At 67.1% G+C, this 15,363-nt stretch carries 13 protein-coding genes and 2 tRNA genes; 9 read left to right on the top strand and 6 right to left on the bottom strand.

The features are described from left to right. Positions 1–425: 425 nt before the first annotated feature. From ABD116_RS09215 to ABD116_RS09205, 3 genes are all read right to left on the bottom strand, one after another. Positions 426–501 (bottom strand) — tRNA-Arg (locus ABD116_RS09215). Between the two features lie 155 nt (positions 502–656). Beyond that, a complete protein-coding gene (locus tag ABD116_RS09210) occupies positions 657–1,211 on the bottom strand; it encodes a hypothetical protein (protein WP_343966993.1) in 555 nt (184 codons plus the stop codon). Positions 1,212–1,246: 35 nt separating this feature from the next. Continuing rightward, entirely contained in the window at positions 1,247–1,708 is a 462-nt protein-coding gene (locus ABD116_RS09205; protein ID WP_343966991.1) for a cupin domain-containing protein, read from the bottom strand. A gap of 82 nt (positions 1,709–1,790) precedes the next feature. Between ABD116_RS09205 and ABD116_RS09200 the strand changes: the two genes are divergently transcribed. The 4 genes from ABD116_RS09200 (at position 1,791) to ABD116_RS09185 (ending at position 5,832) form a co-directional block, all read left to right on the top strand. Then, on the top strand, positions 1,791–2,363 hold the full coding sequence (locus ABD116_RS09200; RefSeq protein ID WP_343966990.1) for a hypothetical protein: 573 nt from the start codon (positions 1,791–1,793) through the stop codon (positions 2,361–2,363). Then, the gene (locus ABD116_RS09195; RefSeq protein ID WP_343966988.1) at positions 2,360–3,070 is read left to right on the top strand and encodes a hypothetical protein; all 711 of its coding nucleotides are present in this window, start codon (positions 2,360–2,362) and stop codon (positions 3,068–3,070) included. Before ABD116_RS09200 ends, ABD116_RS09195 begins: the two co-directional genes overlap by 4 nt. Before the next feature lie 330 nt (positions 3,071–3,400). Then, positions 3,401–5,278: a phosphoenolpyruvate carboxykinase (GTP) gene (locus ABD116_RS09190; RefSeq protein WP_343966986.1), complete on the top strand. Its 1,878-nt coding sequence runs from the start codon at positions 3,401–3,403 to the stop codon at positions 5,276–5,278. 140 nt (positions 5,279–5,418) lie between these two features. Then, a complete protein-coding gene (locus tag ABD116_RS09185; protein WP_343966984.1) occupies positions 5,419–5,832 on the top strand; it encodes a PPOX class F420-dependent oxidoreductase in 414 nt (137 codons plus the stop codon). Here ABD116_RS09185 and ABD116_RS09180 read toward each other — a convergent pair. Next, positions 5,829–6,812, bottom strand: coding sequence for a LacI family DNA-binding transcriptional regulator (locus ABD116_RS09180; protein ID WP_343966982.1), 984 nt, complete (start codon positions 6,810–6,812; stop codon positions 5,829–5,831). The two genes, ABD116_RS09185 and ABD116_RS09180, sit on opposite strands and share 4 nt — an antisense overlap. Before the next feature lie 127 nt (positions 6,813–6,939). On the opposite strand from ABD116_RS09180, the gene ABD116_RS09175 reads away from it, so the two are divergent. Further along, positions 6,940–9,372 (top strand): beta-L-arabinofuranosidase domain-containing protein, encoded by a 2,433-nt coding sequence (locus tag ABD116_RS09175; protein WP_343966980.1) that lies wholly within the window; start codon positions 6,940–6,942, stop codon positions 9,370–9,372. A gap of 59 nt (positions 9,373–9,431) precedes the next feature. Then, positions 9,432–10,325 (top strand): LLM class flavin-dependent oxidoreductase, encoded by an 894-nt coding sequence (locus ABD116_RS09170; protein WP_343966978.1) that lies wholly within the window; start codon positions 9,432–9,434, stop codon positions 10,323–10,325. 477 nt (positions 10,326–10,802) lie between these two features. Here ABD116_RS09170 and ABD116_RS09165 read toward each other — a convergent pair. Next, a tRNA-Ser gene (locus ABD116_RS09165) sits at positions 10,803–10,892 on the bottom strand. Between the two features lie 236 nt (positions 10,893–11,128). On the opposite strand from ABD116_RS09165, the gene ABD116_RS09160 reads away from it, so the two are divergent. From ABD116_RS09160 to ABD116_RS09150, 3 genes are read left to right on the top strand one after another with little or no spacing between them, the layout of a single operon-like run. Next, positions 11,129–12,706, top strand: a complete 1,578-nt coding sequence (locus ABD116_RS09160) for an LCP family protein (RefSeq protein WP_343966976.1) — start codon at positions 11,129–11,131, stop codon at positions 12,704–12,706. Positions 12,707–12,762: 56 nt separating this feature from the next. Then, on the top strand, positions 12,763–13,221 hold the full coding sequence (locus ABD116_RS09155) for a hypothetical protein (protein WP_343966974.1): 459 nt from the start codon (positions 12,763–12,765) through the stop codon (positions 13,219–13,221). Between the two features lie 39 nt (positions 13,222–13,260). Continuing rightward, positions 13,261–14,220 carry an acetylxylan esterase gene (locus tag ABD116_RS09150; protein WP_343966971.1) on the top strand — a complete coding sequence of 320 codons (960 nt, stop codon included), beginning with the start codon at positions 13,261–13,263 and terminating at the stop codon, positions 14,218–14,220. Positions 14,221–14,286: 66 nt separating this feature from the next. Here the strand turns inward: ABD116_RS09150 and ABD116_RS09145 are convergent, their stop codons facing one another. Beyond that, on the bottom strand, positions 14,287–15,153 hold the full coding sequence (locus ABD116_RS09145) for a hypothetical protein (RefSeq protein ID WP_343966970.1): 867 nt from the start codon (positions 15,151–15,153) through the stop codon (positions 14,287–14,289). Positions 15,154–15,363 lie beyond the last annotated feature (210 nt).

Raw genomic sequence — 15,363 nt, 5'->3', positions numbered from 1 at the left:
TACGACTACGGTCCCCAAGCCATTCGTCAACCGGCCCGGGGCGGCCTTGCAGGGCTACTTGACCGGAGAGGTGACCGTTTCCTTGGACAGGTGGCCTTGACGAATGGTCCTCAAGCAGGGCGAGTGGGATAGGTCCAGCGGTACGACGGGTAGCGGCATGAATTCCGACCGAGCGAGCGACGGTGCTCGTCCACGGGGCAGGCCTCGCCGCAGCAGCGTGGGTCCGAGGTCTTCGAGCAGCTCACTCGGCACGTGATGGCGGGGCGCGGTCGAAGAAGCGGGCGCAGCACGCGCGCCCGGGGTGGGTGGGAGCGGTCCGCGGAGCGGGCGACGGCGGAGCCTGCATAGTGGGGCCGCGTGGGGGAACCACAGCACCCCGGAATGACAAAACCCCAGGTCATCCACCTGGTGACCTGGGGTTTTGCTGGCGCGCTCGGAGGGATTCGAACCCCCAACCTTCTGATCCGTAGTCAGATGCTCTATCCGTTGAGCTACGAGCGCCGGACAACGAAGGGTAACGATACACGCGGGGTGGGGGTGGGTGCCAATCGGCTCCGTTGGGGCCTTCGGGAGGGCAAGGCGAGCGGGTCGGCGAGGTCGTCGCGGGTGGGTTCGGTGCGGCGTACGGAGGGCGGTCAGTACGGCGCACCGGGAGGTCAGTTGAGGAGGGTTTTTACGGAGGTGCCGGAGTCGGTTAGTTTTTCGCCTAGGCCGGAGAGGGCTTCGCCTACTGAGGCGAGGATGCCGGAGAGGTCTTGGAGGTTGCCGGCGAGGCTTTCGATTTCGGTGGCTACGCCGCCGATGGAGCCGCTGCCGTCGTTGAGGCGCTTGGCGGCGGCGTCGCCGATGCCGGGGATCTTGTCTAGTTCGCCGGCCAGGCCGGCGAGCATGCCTGCGGCGTCGTGGAGTTTGTCCTTGGCGGAGTTCATCGTGTTGGCGCTGCCGGTCAGGGCCTTGCGGGCGCCGCCTTCGCCGTCGTCGCCGACCAGGGCGCCGGCGGCTTTGGCGGCTTGTTCGCCGGCTTCGGCCAGGCCGGTACCGATCGTTTTCATCAGGTCCGGGAGGCGGCCGATGAAGCCGAGTGCGTCGTCGGGCAGGCCCTTGACCAGCTTCAGGAGTTTGTCGAAGTCATCGGAGTTGTCCAGCACGAATCCGACGGCCTTTTTCACATCGCCGAGGTCACGTCCACCCAGCAAATCCCCAAGATCCATGCCGGGATGGTATTCCCCAAAGCCCGCCGAAAGGGTCAGAACTCAGCAGGTGTCGTCTGCTGTTCGGCCCGCAACTCATTCAGTAGCGTAGGCGTGATCTCCACTCCGGACGCGGCGGCCGAAGCGACCGCCCGGAAGTAGTTCTCGTAGCCGGCTGGCGTGAACAGGGTCGTCAACCGAGCCACCGAGCTGCTCGCGTTCCGGTACCCATGCGCCTGCCCCCGCGGCACCGCCACGGAACCACCCGCGCCAACAGTCAGTACGCCGTCCGCCGTGTCGAACGTGACCTCGCCATCGGTCACCAGGAAATACTCCTCATGCCCGTGATGGACATGCGGCGCCGCCCCCAACGCACCGGCGGAGAGCACCGACTCGACCACGGACAAAGCGCCACCAGTCTGCGAACCCGAGATCCGCACGGTGAAGACGCCGAAGGGCAACTCGAGTACTTCGCCATCGCCGGGCGCGCCGACGACGATGTCCGGGAAGGAGGTCACCGCCGCAGCATAAGCAGGAACCAGGACCATCCTCCGAGCGTCAAAGGCGAGATCCGGGGGACAGAAAAGGGAGAAACGCTGCGTGGCCAGTGCACTTGTTCGCGGTACTGCGATCGCATGCGGCGTCGCCGCCGTCGCCGGCCTGGGGATCGGCATCGCCGTCGGCAAACCCATCCGGCCGGCAGACGTCCAATCGACACGCCTTCTCCCGAAGGACCTCTGCGCCCGACTCGGTGACATCTCGACTTTGTTGCCCAAAGCCACGACCGTCAAAGCGTTCACCCAGCTGGGCATCACCGAGATCACCTGCGCGATCGACGTCCCCGAGCAGACCCAGCCGACCTTCTCGGCCGCGTCGATCAAGATCAGGATCACCCCGTACGCCGGCCGCGAAGCGGGCCCCGGCCAGCCACCATCCACCCCACTGGACGTCGCCAAACAGGCCTTCGCCCGCAAACCCTGGCCCACCGTCAACGACCGCCCGTACCCCACCAAGGTGGACAAACACGCCGGCCAGGACCCCCGCGTCGCCGTACTCGTCTACCGAGCCGACCTGACCGTCCAGGTCGACTATGCCGCCCACCCCATCGACCTGGCGACCGCACAGCAGGCTGCCCAGGTACTGGCGGACCGGGCCATCTGGGAGAGCCAGTGAACCCCACGCCGGAGCTAGCCGGCTATGAGCTCGACCAGCGCCTACTGGAGCACCCGCTGGCCGAGATCTGGCGTGGGCGCTCCTCCACCGGCATGGAGATCATCGCCCTCATCCTCAGCGAGCAGGGCGCAGCAGACGCACAGGTCCGCGACAGGTTGACCAAGGCGAGCCGCGCGGCCGCGCTGGAGCCGCACCAGCACCAGACACCGCTATGGGCCGCCAACCTCACCACCGACCGGCCGTACGCGGTAACGCAGCTAGTGCCGGGCCAGTCAGGCGCAGAGCGACTCCTGGACCCGCTGGACGGCCTACTGGGCAACGACGACGACTCACTGGACGCAGTGCGCTCCCAACTGGCCCAGCAGTACGGCCTACGGCCGCCAACGGCCAAGAAGCCAGACGGCGGAGGCAGCCCAACGGATCGAGCGGGCAGACTGCCGGACGGCGGAGGGAGTTTGCAGGAGGTGCTCGGGGCATGGGTGGCGCAGGCGGCGCCACCCGGTGCAGGGATCGTCGGCAGGCCCCAGGGCTGGTGGCCGAAGCTCCTCTCAGCACTAGCGGTCCTGGTCGTTTTCTGCGCTCTGTACTCCGTCGGGACCAAGATCGGCAGCCAAGCCAAGGAGCAGGAGCCGACCCCCGCGGTGCTGGTCAGCCCAGCCCCGCTGCCGTCCCCAGGACTACTCCCAGCTACCCCCAAGCCCAAGTAAGTCCGCCGCTTCAGACCACTGACCACCGCAAACCGGCCGCGTGAGCACCCCGCGGCCGGTCTTTTTTGCTGGGAAAGCCCTTGTCGGCGGAATTTTGTGACCGTCCTCACGTCCAGCCGGTTCTCAACACGCGCTCCGGTCGCGTACCGTTAGTACCACTTGCACACTGGTATACGCCCACTAGACGTACTGGTATGCGACAGATCACACCGCCAGCCAGCTGAATCGAACCGCCGGAGACCCCGGCGGCCGACGTCGTACCCGAACCTCAGCGTCGAGGGCCGGGGCAAAACGCCGGGACGATCGCGAGCGAGAGGGAATGAGCCGCCGATGACGACAACCGCCAGCCCTGCCCATACCGAGACTGCCCTCAGAGTCGAGAGCCCGCCGACCAGCGCAAGCGCCTACGACCTGAGCAACGCCCCGACTGAGCACCAGGGCCTGCTGGCCTGGGTTGCCGAGGTTGCCGAACTCACCCAGCCCGACCGGATCCATTGGGTCGACGGTTCCGACGCGGAGTACAAGCTGCTCACCGACGAGCTGATCGCCGGCGGCACGCTGGTCCGGCTCAACGACGAGAAGAAGCCGAACTCGTTCTGGGCCCGCACCGACCCTTCCGACGTCGCCCGGGTCGAGCAGCGCACGTTCATCTGTTCGGTCGACGAGGCCGACGCCGGCCCGACCAACAACTGGATGGCGCCGGCCGAGATGAAGGCGCTGATGACGGAGCTGTACCGCGGCAGCATGCGCGGCCGGACCCTGTACGTCGTCCCCTTCTGCATGGGCCCGCTGACGGCCGAGAAGCCGATGTTCGGCGTCGAGATCACCGATTCGGCGTACGTCGTCGCGTCGATGCGGATCATGGCCCGTACCGGCGCCGAGGTCCTGCAGAAGATGGGTACCGACGCGAAGTACGTGCCCTGCCTGCACTCCGTCGGCGCGCCGCTCGCACCCGGTCAGAAGGATGTCCCCTGGCCGTGCAACGACGAGAAGTACATCGTCCAGTTCCCCGAGGAGCGGACGATCTGGTCGTACGGCTCCGGTTACGGCGGCAACTCGCTGCTGGGCAAGAAGTGCTACTCGCTGCGGATCGCGAGCGCGATGGCCCGCGACGAGGGCTGGCTGGCCGAGCACATGCTGATCCTCAAGCTGATCTCGCCGGAGAAGAAGGTCCACTACATCGCGGCCGCGTTCCCGAGCGCGTGCGGCAAGACCAACCTGGCCATGCTCGACCCGACCCTGGAGGGCTGGGAGGTCGAGACGCTGGGCGACGACATCGCCTGGATGCGGTTCGGCGAGGACGGCCGCCTGTACGCCGTGAACCCCGAGTTCGGCCTGTTCGGCGTCGCCCCCGGTACCGGCTGGAAGACCAACCCGAACGCGATGCGCACGATCGAGAAGGGCAACTCGCTCTTCACCAACGTCGCGCTGACCGACGACGGTGACGTCTGGTGGGAGGGCTACTCGCAGACTCCGCCGAACCACCTCACGGACTGGAAGGGCCGCGAGTGGACGCCGGAGTCCGGCGAGCTGAGCAGCCACCCGAACAGCCGGTTCTGCACGCCGATCAAGCAGTGCCCGATCATCGCCGACGAGTACGAGGACCCCAACGGCGTACCGATCTCCGCGATCATCTTCGGCGGTCGTCGCGCGACGACCGTGCCGCTGGTGACCCAGTCCCGCGACTGGGACCACGGTGTCTTCATGGGTGCGACGCTGTCGTCCGAGACCACCGCCGCGGCGGTCGGCGAGGTCGGCGTCGTCCGCCGCGACCCGATGGCAATGCTGCCGTTCCTCGGCTACAACGCCGGCGACTACCTGAACCACTGGCTGACCGTCGGCAAGGAGCACGCCGCCGACAAGCTGCCGAAGATCTTCTACGTCAACTGGTTCCGCAAGGACGAGGCCGGCAAGTTCGTCTGGCCGGGCTTCAGCGAGAACGGCCGGGTGCTCAAGTGGATCATCGAGCGCCTCGACGGCACGGCTGAGGCGGTCGAGACCCCGATCGGCCTCGTGCCGGCCGTGGACGCGCTCGATGTCACCGGCCTGGACCTCAGTCTCGAGGCCCTGCAGGTCGCGCTGAACGTCGACGAGGAGGAGTGGAAGGCCGAGCTCCCGCTGATCGAGGAGTGGTTCACCAAGCTCGGCGACAAGGTCCCGGCGACGCTCAAGCTCGAGCTCGACAACCTCAAGGCCCGGCTCGGCTGACGCCTTGACGGCTGAAACACCCCGTACTCCGACCAGCTGACCGGAAGCCAGCGCCGTCGGACTGCAGAAGCGCCCCGGCCGATCGGCCGGGGCGCTTCGCTTTCCTGTCGCCGACCCGGCCGCGAGGTTAGGTTGACCGCATGGAGATTCCGGGGAGTGTTCGGGAGTTGCTGGAGTCGGATGCGCTGGCGCATCTGGTGACGATCAATCCGGATGGGAGTCCGCAGGTTTCGGTGGTCTGGGTCGGGGTGGACGGGGACGAGATCGTCGCCGCGCACGTGCCCAACAACCGCAAGGTGCAGAACATCCGCCGGGACGGCCGGGTCGCGCTGTCGATCGAGACCGATCGGCAGAATGCGATGGGCCTGACGGAGTACCTGGTGATCAAGGGGACAGCACGGATCACGGAAGGTGGTGCCGTGCCGTTGCTGCGAGAGCTGGCGAAGACCTACCAGGGGCCGGATGCCGACTTCCTGCCCGGTGACGATCTGCCGGCTGGGTACGTCACGCACATCACCGTCGACAAGATCTCGGGTGTCGGCCCTTGGGCCTAGGACATCCCCAAGGTCGATTCCCGTGGGATGAGGTGAGTCGGCAGCTCCAGTACGCCGTGATGCGGGTCGCCTGCGATGGCGTCGAGCAGCAAGGTCGCAGTACGGCGGCCGAGCTCCTCTAGTTGCAAGTCGACCGTCGTCAGCGGCGGACGGCTCGCCTCGGCCATGACCGACCAGTTGTCGTAGCCGGTGACGGCTATGTCGACTGGTACCGACTTGCCCAGCTCGCGGAGCCGGTCGCAGACACCACGGGCCAGCTGATCGCTTCCGCACGTGATGGCGTCGGGGGCGCTGCGCAGTAGCTGGTCGACCGACTGGCGGCCCCAGCGCTCGCTCCACTCACCGTAGAGAGGCTCACCGAGGAAGGCGCTGCCCGCCGCTTCGATCACTGCGTGAGCCCGCTCAGTGGCCGACCGGTGGTTGGCCGGGCCGGTCACATGAGCGATCCGCTCGCGCCCGAGCCCTCTCAGGTGCGTGACGACGGAAGCCGCGCCGCCCGCGTCGTCGACGATCACCGACGCGTCGTCTGGATCAGTGGACGCGGCAAGCGCATAGACAACCGGCAGCGGTACGTCGATAGGCCCGCGCGGCTCAGTACGCCGGCCGGTCACCACGATCCCATCTACCCGCCGGGCGACCAGCGACCGCAAGTAGTGCTGCTCCCGGAGCGGATCGTCCCGGGTATCGCACAGAATCGTCGCCAGCTCACCCGCGCTCAGCACGTCCTCGACACCGCGCATGATCGGGATGCTGAACCGCCCCGAGCTGTCCGTGGTCAGCAACGCGACCGTGTACGTCCGCCCCGACGACAGCGCCCGCCCCCGGGTATCCGGCGTGAACCCGAGCTGCTCGGCCGCCCTCCGAACCCGTTCCCGCGTCGCCGGGCTGAGCTGGCCGGTGTTGTTGAGCGCCTTCGACGCGGTCCCCGCGGACACCCCGGCGAGCGCGGCCACGTCGACGATCCGCGCCTGCTGCCTCATCTTTTTCCTCCCGAGCCCTGCCGCAACGTCTGGCGACAGCTTAGTATCGATCGCGGAAAACGTGTGCCGTTTTTCCGCAATCAGTGTGATGTAACCCGCCCCGAACCATCACGCGAAAGGCTTCATCATGGTCGAAGGGATCCACCGTCGTGACTTCTTGCTCGCAACCGGCGGCCTGGCTGCCGGCATGACCGTCAACTCATCCGCCGCCCACGCCGCTACTCCCGCTGCTCCTTTCGAGCCGCCTGCCAGTCGGGGCGGCCATTACGTCCCCAACCGTGCTCCCCTGCAACCAGTGCCCTTCCAGAAGCTCCCACCCGGCGCTATCGAGCCACGCGGCTGGCTGGCGCAGCAGCTCGACCTCCAGGTGAAGGGCCTCTGCGGCCGGTACGACGAGATCTCCGACTTCCTCCCCTACGAGGGCAACGGCTGGGTCGACCCGTCGCAGGGTGCCTGGGAGGAGCTGCCCTACTGGCTCAGGGGGTTCGGCGATCTCGGGTACGTCACCGGCGATACCGGCGTACTGACCAGGGCCGAGCGCTGGCTCAACGGGATCATCGCTACCCAGGCACCTGACGGCTGGTTCGGCCCATCACGGTTGCGGACCTCGCTGGAGGGTGGGCCTGACTTCTGGCCGGGGATGCCGTTGCTGGCGGCCTTCCGGTCTTGGTACGAGTACAGCGGGGATGAGCGGGTTATCCCGTTCATGACGCGGTATCTGCAGTTCCAGGACGGGCAGCCGGCTGAGGTGTTCAACCGGTCGTGGGGCGCGTATCGGTGGGGTGACAACATCGACAGCGCCTACTGGCTCTACAACCGGACCGGCGACGAGTGGTTGCTCGACTTGGTCAGCAAGATGCACTCGGGCTCGGCCGACTACGTGAACGGCATCCCTACCTGGCATAACGTCAACCTGGCGCAGGGGATCCGGGAGCCGCTGCAGTACGGGCTGCTGAGTGGCGACCCTGCGCACAGCGCAGCGACGTACCGGAACTACGCGACGATCATGGGGCTCTATGGCCAGTTCCCGGGCGGTGGGTTCGCTGGGGACGAGAACTCGCGACCTGGGTTCGGCGATCCGCGGCAGGGCTTCGAGACGTGCGGGATCGTCGAGCTGATGCACACGTTCGAGATGCTGACTCGCTTTACCGGTGATACCTCCTGGACCGACCGGTGCGAGGAACTGGCCTTCAACCTGCTCCCTGCCTCGTATGACGAGCAGCAGAAGGTCCTGCACTACATCACGTCCGCCAACAGCATCCAGCTGGACGACGGGGTGAAGCATGGGCAGTTCCAGAACGGCTTTGCCATGCAGGCTTACAAGTACGGGGTGCATCAGTACCGGTGCTGCCCGCACAACTACGGCATGGGCTGGCCGTACTACGCCCAGGAGCTGTGGCTGGCTACTACCGACAACGGGCTCGCCGCCTCCATGTATGCCGCCAGCAAGGTCACAGCGAAGGTAGGAGCAGCCGGTACTACGGTCAGCATCGTCGCGGACACCGACTACCCGTTCGGGGACGCCATCACGCTCACCGTAACCGGCAGCGCTCGATTCCCCTTGTATCTAAGGGTTCCTGGCTGGGCAGCGGAGTTCACTGTCACGGTTAACTCGGTTAAGACCCCGGCGCGAGCCGAGGGTGGTTGGGTCAAGCTGGACCGCGCCTGGCGTTCCGGTGACCGGGTGAAGCTTGTCCTGCCGATGCGGACGACCACCCGGACCTGGTCCGCCAACCAGGGCGCTGTGTCGGTCTCTCGTGGCTCGCTGACGTATTCGCTGGCTATCGAGGAGCGCACCGAGGTCATCGGCGGTACGCCGGAGTGGCCGGAGCTAGCCGTCTATCCAGAGTCCCCCTGGAACTACGGCCTGGTCGCCGGCAGCAGCTTCGACCTGGTACGCCGTACTGTCCCGCGCGACGCCAATCCGTTCACCCACGCCGGTACGCCACTGCTCTTGAAGGGGTCGGCTCGACGCATCCCCCAGTGGGAGGCAGACAGCGAGGACGTGGTCGGGCTACTGCAGGCCAGCCCGGCGCGGTCCACGCAGCCGGTGGAGCAAGTGACGCTGATGCCGATGGGGGCGGCTCGGCTGCGCATCACCTCCTTCCCGTCGGTTGCTGCCAGGGGTGCTGAGTGGCGGTACCGCACTCGGGTGACCGCGTCGCATGTCAACGACGGGGACTCGCTGGAGGCGGTCGACGACGGGCGTACTCCGTCGTCGTCGGCTGACACGTCCATACCGCGCTTCACCTGGTGGGATCGGCGGGGGACGACCGAGTGGATCCAGTACGACCTGAGGTCGGTACGGGTCGTCTCTGGGGTGTCGGCGTATTGGTTTGACGACACTGGGTTCGGCGCTTGTCGGGTGCCGGCCGCATGGCGGGTGCTGTGGCTTGACGGTTCCACGTGGCGGGAGGTGGTGGGCTCATCGGCGTACGGGGTGGAGAGGGATCGGGCCAACTCGGTTTCGTTTGCTCCCGTACGGGCGCAGTACCTGCGTGTGGAGGCGGTACTGAGGCCTGACTTCTCCGGTGGGCTGCTGGAACTGGCCTTCAGCTGACCGGTCTGCCCGCCGCAGATTGGGGCGCGGATCGGCGGCGGGCGGATTAGGTTGGCGAGATGAACATCGGAGTGATGCTGCCGGTCGGTGGGAACGACGGACCGACCGGAGGGATGCCGACCTGGGCGGATGTCAAGGCGATGGCGGTCGCGGCGGACGAGGCTGGGCTCGACTCGGTGTGGCTGGCTGATCACTACTTCTACAAGGCGCCCGACGAGACTGTTTACGGGATGCATGAGTCGTGGACGCTGCTGAGTGCGGTCGCTGCGGTGACCTCGCGGGTGGAGCTGGGCAACATGGTGCTCTGCTCGTCGTTCCGGGACCCGGGACTGACGGCGAAGATGGCGGCGACGCTCGACCTGGTGTCGGACGGGCGGCTGATTCTCGGGGTGGGCGCTGGTTGGCACGACCCGGAGTACGAGGCCTTCGGTCTGCCGACTGATCACCGGGTCGCGCGGTTCGAGGAGTGGCTGGAGATCGTCGCCCGGCTGCTGCGGCACGAGACGGTGACGTTCGACGGTACGTACCACCGCGTTCAGGACCTGGCGCTGCAACCGCCGCCTGCGCGCCAGATCCCGCTCCTGGTAGCAGCCCGCCGCCCCCGCATGCTCGACCTCACCGCCAAATGGGCCGACCAATGGAACACAGCCTGGTTCGGCCAGGTAGACGACACGGTCCGAAGCCGCCTCGACGACATGCGGTCCGCCATAGCCAAGACCGACCGCCCCACCGACTCCGTCGAGCTAACCGTCGGCATCACCGTCACAGACCCCGACCAGCCCTCCGTAACCGAGCCAGAAGCAACCACCCTCAACGGAACAGTCGAGGAACTGGCCCGGTCATTCAAAGAATACGAATCCTTAGGCGTAACCCACCTGATCGCCGCCACCGAACCAATGACCCCCCGCTCAACCCACCGCCTGGCGGAGGCCAAGAACCTAGCCTTCGGCTAACCACCAGTACGCCCGCCGACCTCACCCCGTACGCCGTACCCAGCTCGTGGCGCTGCGCGCCACCTCGCCTTCGCCTGGATGCTGACGGCACCTAGTCCTTCGAAGCCGATCAGCCCATGGGGTGGACCTGGTCGGCCCGGACGGGACGTGTCGTCGAGGGCGGCGACCCGTGAACGTGCCTACCGACAGGACGTAGTGCTCGTTTTCAGGCTGACCAGCACCTCCGTGAGCGTGCGGCTCAATTGAGTAGCCGACTATGTCCTGTCGGTAGGTACACGACCCTCGGGTTCTGGCGGCCGGTTCTCCAGAGCTACCGATGGCCGGCTGAGCCCGTGGCGCAGGCTCAGGGCTGCTGGTTTGGTCGCCTGGCGCCGCGCTTGGTGTGTGGTGGCGGTCCGGGGCCGGGTGGCGCCGCGAGATGGGTGGGGAAAAGCAGAGAGCCGCCTCGCCTTGCGGCTGGGCGGCTCTCGGGTAGTGCGGAGGCGGAGGGATTTGAACCCTCGAGAGGGGATTACCCTCAACCCGCTTAGCAGGCGGGCGCCATCGACCGGACTAGGCGACGCCTCCTCCGTTGCGTCATAGTGCGACGCGACGACGGCCAAGACTATCCGGACAACCGGTCCGGCAGCAAAGTGGGGCCGGATGGCCGTCTTGGGGAAGGGTTTCGTTCACCTGTAACCTGGCCGAATCGACGGGGGTCGTAACGTGACGTCAACCAAGGAGGCCGTGTCGGCGTCTGATGTACAGGGGACCTACTCTGACGGTCCCGCACGCCGCCACGTCGTCGATCAGGGAACGGAGCCATGACGCGGAGTACTCGCGCAGCTGGACGCAGGTCCGCGCCTCGCGCCAACCGTTCCCGGCAACCTGCCCAGCGGGCCTTCCGCACCCGGACCGTCTCCAAGGCCCTCGGCCTGACGCTGCTCAGTGCCCTGATCCCCGGCCTCGGCTTCGTCATGGGCGGCCGTAAGAAGCTCGGCGCGTTCGTGATCACCCTGTACGCCGGCCTGCTGCTGCTCGCAGCGTACGTCGCCCTCACCCAGCGTGGCGCCATCGTCGACCTGGCCGTCGACCCGAGCCGGCTGCTGCTGGCCACCGGCGGCGTCCTGGTGATGGGCTTCATCTGGATCTGCATCGTCGTCTCCAGCCACAAACTGCTCCGCCCGATCAGCCTGACCTCGGTCGGCCGGTTCACCGGCTCGGCCTTCGTCGGGCTGCTCTGCTTCGGCATCGCGGTCCCGACCACCTTCGCCGCGCAGACCGTGATGGCCCAGCGCGACCTGGTCGGCAGCGTCTTCAAGTCCGAGAAGGACTCCAAGAGCGCCACCCGGCCGAACGTCGACAAGAAGGACCCGTGGGCCAAGAAGCCCCGGCTCAACATCGTCCTGCTCGGCGCCGACGACGGCGTCGGCCGCGAGGGCACCCGGACCGACACGGTGATCGTCGCCAGTATCGACACCAAGACCGGTGACACCGCGCTGATCTCGCTCAGCCGGAACTGGATGCGGATGCCGTTCCCCGAGGACTCCCCGCTGCACGAGAAGTACCCGGACGGGTACTACGACCCGAGCGGCCCGGCCGAGCAGCCGGAGTACTACCTCGACTCGATGTACGACAACATCCCGAAGAAGTACCCGGGCCTGCTGGGCCCGACCGACAACATGGGCGCGGACGTGCTCAAACTGTCGGCCGGCGCTGCCCTCGGCCTCGACATCGACTACTACATGCAGGTCAACCTCAAGGGCTTCGAGCAGATCATCGACGCCCTCGGCGGGATCACCGTCAACATCAACTACAAGGTGCCGATCGGTGGCGACTACGGCGCCGGCCCGGGTTCGAACACGGCCCGCAAGCCGTCCGGCTACCTGCAGCCCGGCCCCAACCAGAAGCTCAACGGTCACGACGCCCTCTGGTTCGCCCGCGGCCGATACGGCCTGAGCGACCCGTCCCGGCAGGAGCGGCAGCGCTGCACGATCCACGCGCTGGTCAACAGCGCCAGCCCGGCCGCCCTGGTGACGAGCTACAACCAGATCGCCGCGGCCGGCAAGCAGCTGCTGCGCACCGACATCCCCGGCGACATCCTGGGTGACTTCATCGAGCTCGGCCTCAAGGTGAAGAACGCCAACGTCACCAACGTCGACCTGGACAAGTCGAAGAACTTCCCGACCGGCCAGAACCCGAACTACGAGGCGATGCGCGAGCTGGTCCAGAAGGCGATCCAGCCGAAGACCAAGCCGGTCGCCTCCACCCCGTCGAACAAGCCGTCGACCTCGACCACGAAGAAGCCGGGCAAGAAGCCCACCACGGCCAAGCCGCCGGCCGGCCAGCCGCAGAACCTCGCCGACGCCTGCGCCTACGACCCGACCCAGACCGGCAACTGACGGACTCGACCGGACCCGCCATCCGAGTCGGTGGCGGCGGTTGAGATCCTGGGTGGATGCGTACGACGTACCGGATGCGGCCGGGGCGGTTCCTCGGGGTTCCGGCTGCTGGGTTGATTCTGCTGGGCGTGGCGGCGGTGCTCTGGGGTATCGGGGTGCCGGCGGCCGCAGTGGCCGTGTTCGGCGTACTGGGCGGGCTCGTGGTGCTGGCTGGGCTGTGGATCCTTGCCCGGCCGCCGGTGCTGCTCAGGCTGGGGTCCGACGATGTCCAGGTGCGCGGGCTGCGGACCGAATGGAAGGACATCACCGAGGTCGGCCGGACCGGTACTACGCAAGGCCAGGCGATCATCCTGCGCACCAAGCAGCAGGAGCACTCGGTGCTGATCCCCGTGCACTGGCTCGTACCGGCGCGGGTGGACAAGCTCGAGACCGAGCTGCGGGAGCGGCTCAACACGGCCAACGGCTACAAGATCTGGGACGGTACTGCCGCCGAACCTGCTGACCCCGCAGAATGAAGGTCGTTCGTTTGACCTGACAAAGGGAGTCCGGAGACCGTGCTGTCGTTCGAGATGTCGTCCGAGGAACTGCTCGCCTACCGGGGGACCAACCCCCGGCCGGCCGATTTCGACGAGTTCTGGGACAAAGGCCTGGCCGAGCTGGCCGGTACCGACCCGGAGACCGAGTTCGCCCCGGCGACCGACTTCCCGCTGCCGTTCGCGCAGGCCGAGCATCTGTACTTCACCGGCACCGGCGGCTACCGCGTGCACGCCAAGGTGATCCGCCCGGCCAACCCCGAGGGCCCGGCCGTCCTGATGTTCCACGGGTACGGCGGTGAGCAGCCGAACTGGGTCGACCTCCTCCCGTACGCCGCCCGCGGGTTCACCGTCGCGGCTCTCGACGTCCGCGAGCAGGTCGGCTACCGCAGCGACACCCAGCAGCCGAACAGCTTCTCGCTCCGCAACCACCTCGTCGAGGGTCTGGACGGCGGCCCCGAGACGCTGCTGTACCGGCACGTCTTCCTGGACACCCGGCGCCTCGCCGACATCATCGGCGCCCTGCCCGGGGTCGACCCGGCCCGGATCGGCACGACCGGCTGGAGTCAGGGCGGCGGCCTCAGCCTGGTCACCGCGGCCCTGACGCCGACCATCAAGTACACGGCGAGCGTGTTCCCGTTCCTGGCCGATTACCAGCGCGCGTGGGAGCTCAACCTCGACAAGGGCCCGTACAACGAGATCACCACCTGGTTCAAGAAGCGCGACCCCAGGCACCTGCGCGAGCAGGAGGTGTTCACGACGCTCGGCTACATCGACCTACAGCACCTGGCAGCCCGGATCCAGGCCGAAGTTACGCTCTACTCCGGCCTGGAAGACCAGACCTGCCCACCGTCGACGCAGTACGCGGTCTACAACAAGCTGACCGGCCCGAAGCAGCACCGCACATACCCTGACCTCGGCCACGACGACCTTCCGGGTGCCCACGACGAGATCTTCCAGCTGCTCAGTCAGAAGCTCTGAAACCCTCGGTAGCCCCGCAGTACCCGCCTCCACCTTTTAGGTGAGTACTGCGCGGCCGCCTTGGCGTCAGTTCGCCTCTTTACCGACCCAGTAGTGCCAGGGTGGAGAAGCCACTGGAGACCGGGTCAGACCGTCCGGCCAGGTCGCCGGCAGATCATGACTCCGAGCTGCGTACAAAATCACCTCCGATGCGGTCCGGTCGCCGCGGACGGCGACTCGTGCGGCTGTCTCGGCCCGCATGTCCGCCAGGTAGTGGATGGCGGGCAGGAACTCGGCGCTCAGCCGGGGACTCAGCCGGCCGACGGGCTCGTCGTCCAGCCTGATCTCCACCACCATCTGGTGCCGCTCCTGGAACCCGTCCACCTCCTCGACGGCGATCATCGTCCCGTACGCCCAGCACTCGCCTTCCGGCCGGAAGAACGGTGTGAGGACGTCCGGATGGACCTCACTGCCCGGCACTACGATCCCGCTGCCCGGTGGCAGCAGGTGGTAGCTCCCGGGCGGTGGCAGGTTGACCGGGACCAGCATGTGCGGCTGGCCCAGGGCGACGGCGACGCTGGCGTGGAACTCGGTGCCGTTGTCCCCCTTGCCCTCCCAATCGGCGGGCTCCCATTCACTGACCCACAAGTGGCACGGCACCTGCGGTTGCAGGCCCTGCGCCACCAGTTCCGACAACACCGGGTGGTACCGGTGCGCATCGTCCCTCGGCAAGTAGCCGACCACACTTCCCTGCACCCGAACAGCGATCGAGCGAGGGTCGAAGCGGTTCCGCGGTTCTGGGACCAAGTCCGCGGTGGTGTCCAAATCTGCGCCGCGCGCCGGGATCGGATCAGGAAACAGCCGACGGATCGCCTGCTCGTGCGGAGCCTCCCGCACGACTTCCTGCCCACACCACAACGCATCTCCCCACAGACTGAACGGAATCGATTCCATCTCTGCCCTCCAGTCCCCGTTGACCGGTTTACTCGGCTCATCCCGTCCAGACCCCTGGCCGTTACACCGAGTGAGCGTATGAGAACTAGACTGCCCAGGCCGGACCCGTTTCACGCATGAATCAAGGACCTGTTGCGCAACAGTGTTGTACGGTCCGAACTCTGGACGCGGCGTGTCTTGTGGAGCGAGCAAATCGGAGAAGATCGTGCA

The organism is Kribbella koreensis, assembly GCF_039525325.1.
Taxonomy (GTDB): Bacteria; Actinomycetota; Actinomycetes; order Propionibacteriales; family Kribbellaceae; genus Kribbella; species Kribbella koreensis.
The sequence above is the reverse complement of the archived record's forward strand: the minus strand, read 5'-3'. Positions and strand labels throughout refer to the sequence as shown.

Coding starts and splice junctions, on each gene's coding strand:
- ABD116_RS09145 (WP_343966970.1), bottom strand. CDS start 15,153: ATGGAATCGATTCCGTTCAGTCTGTGGGGAGATGCGTTGTGGTGTGGG.
- ABD116_RS09170 (WP_343966978.1), top strand. CDS start 9,432: ATGAACATCGGAGTGATGCTGCCGGTCGGTGGGAACGACGGACCGACC.
- ABD116_RS09190 (WP_343966986.1), top strand. CDS start 3,401: ATGACGACAACCGCCAGCCCTGCCCATACCGAGACTGCCCTCAGAGTC.
- ABD116_RS09175 (WP_343966980.1), top strand. CDS start 6,940: ATGGTCGAAGGGATCCACCGTCGTGACTTCTTGCTCGCAACCGGCGGC.
- ABD116_RS09185 (WP_343966984.1), top strand. CDS start 5,419: ATGGAGATTCCGGGGAGTGTTCGGGAGTTGCTGGAGTCGGATGCGCTG.
- ABD116_RS09180 (WP_343966982.1), bottom strand. CDS start 6,812: ATGAGGCAGCAGGCGCGGATCGTCGACGTGGCCGCGCTCGCCGGGGTG.
- ABD116_RS09155 (WP_343966974.1), top strand. CDS start 12,763: ATGCGTACGACGTACCGGATGCGGCCGGGGCGGTTCCTCGGGGTTCCG.
- ABD116_RS09160 (WP_343966976.1), top strand. CDS start 11,129: ATGACGCGGAGTACTCGCGCAGCTGGACGCAGGTCCGCGCCTCGCGCC.
- ABD116_RS09210 (WP_343966993.1), bottom strand. CDS start 1,211: ATGGATCTTGGGGATTTGCTGGGTGGACGTGACCTCGGCGATGTGAAA.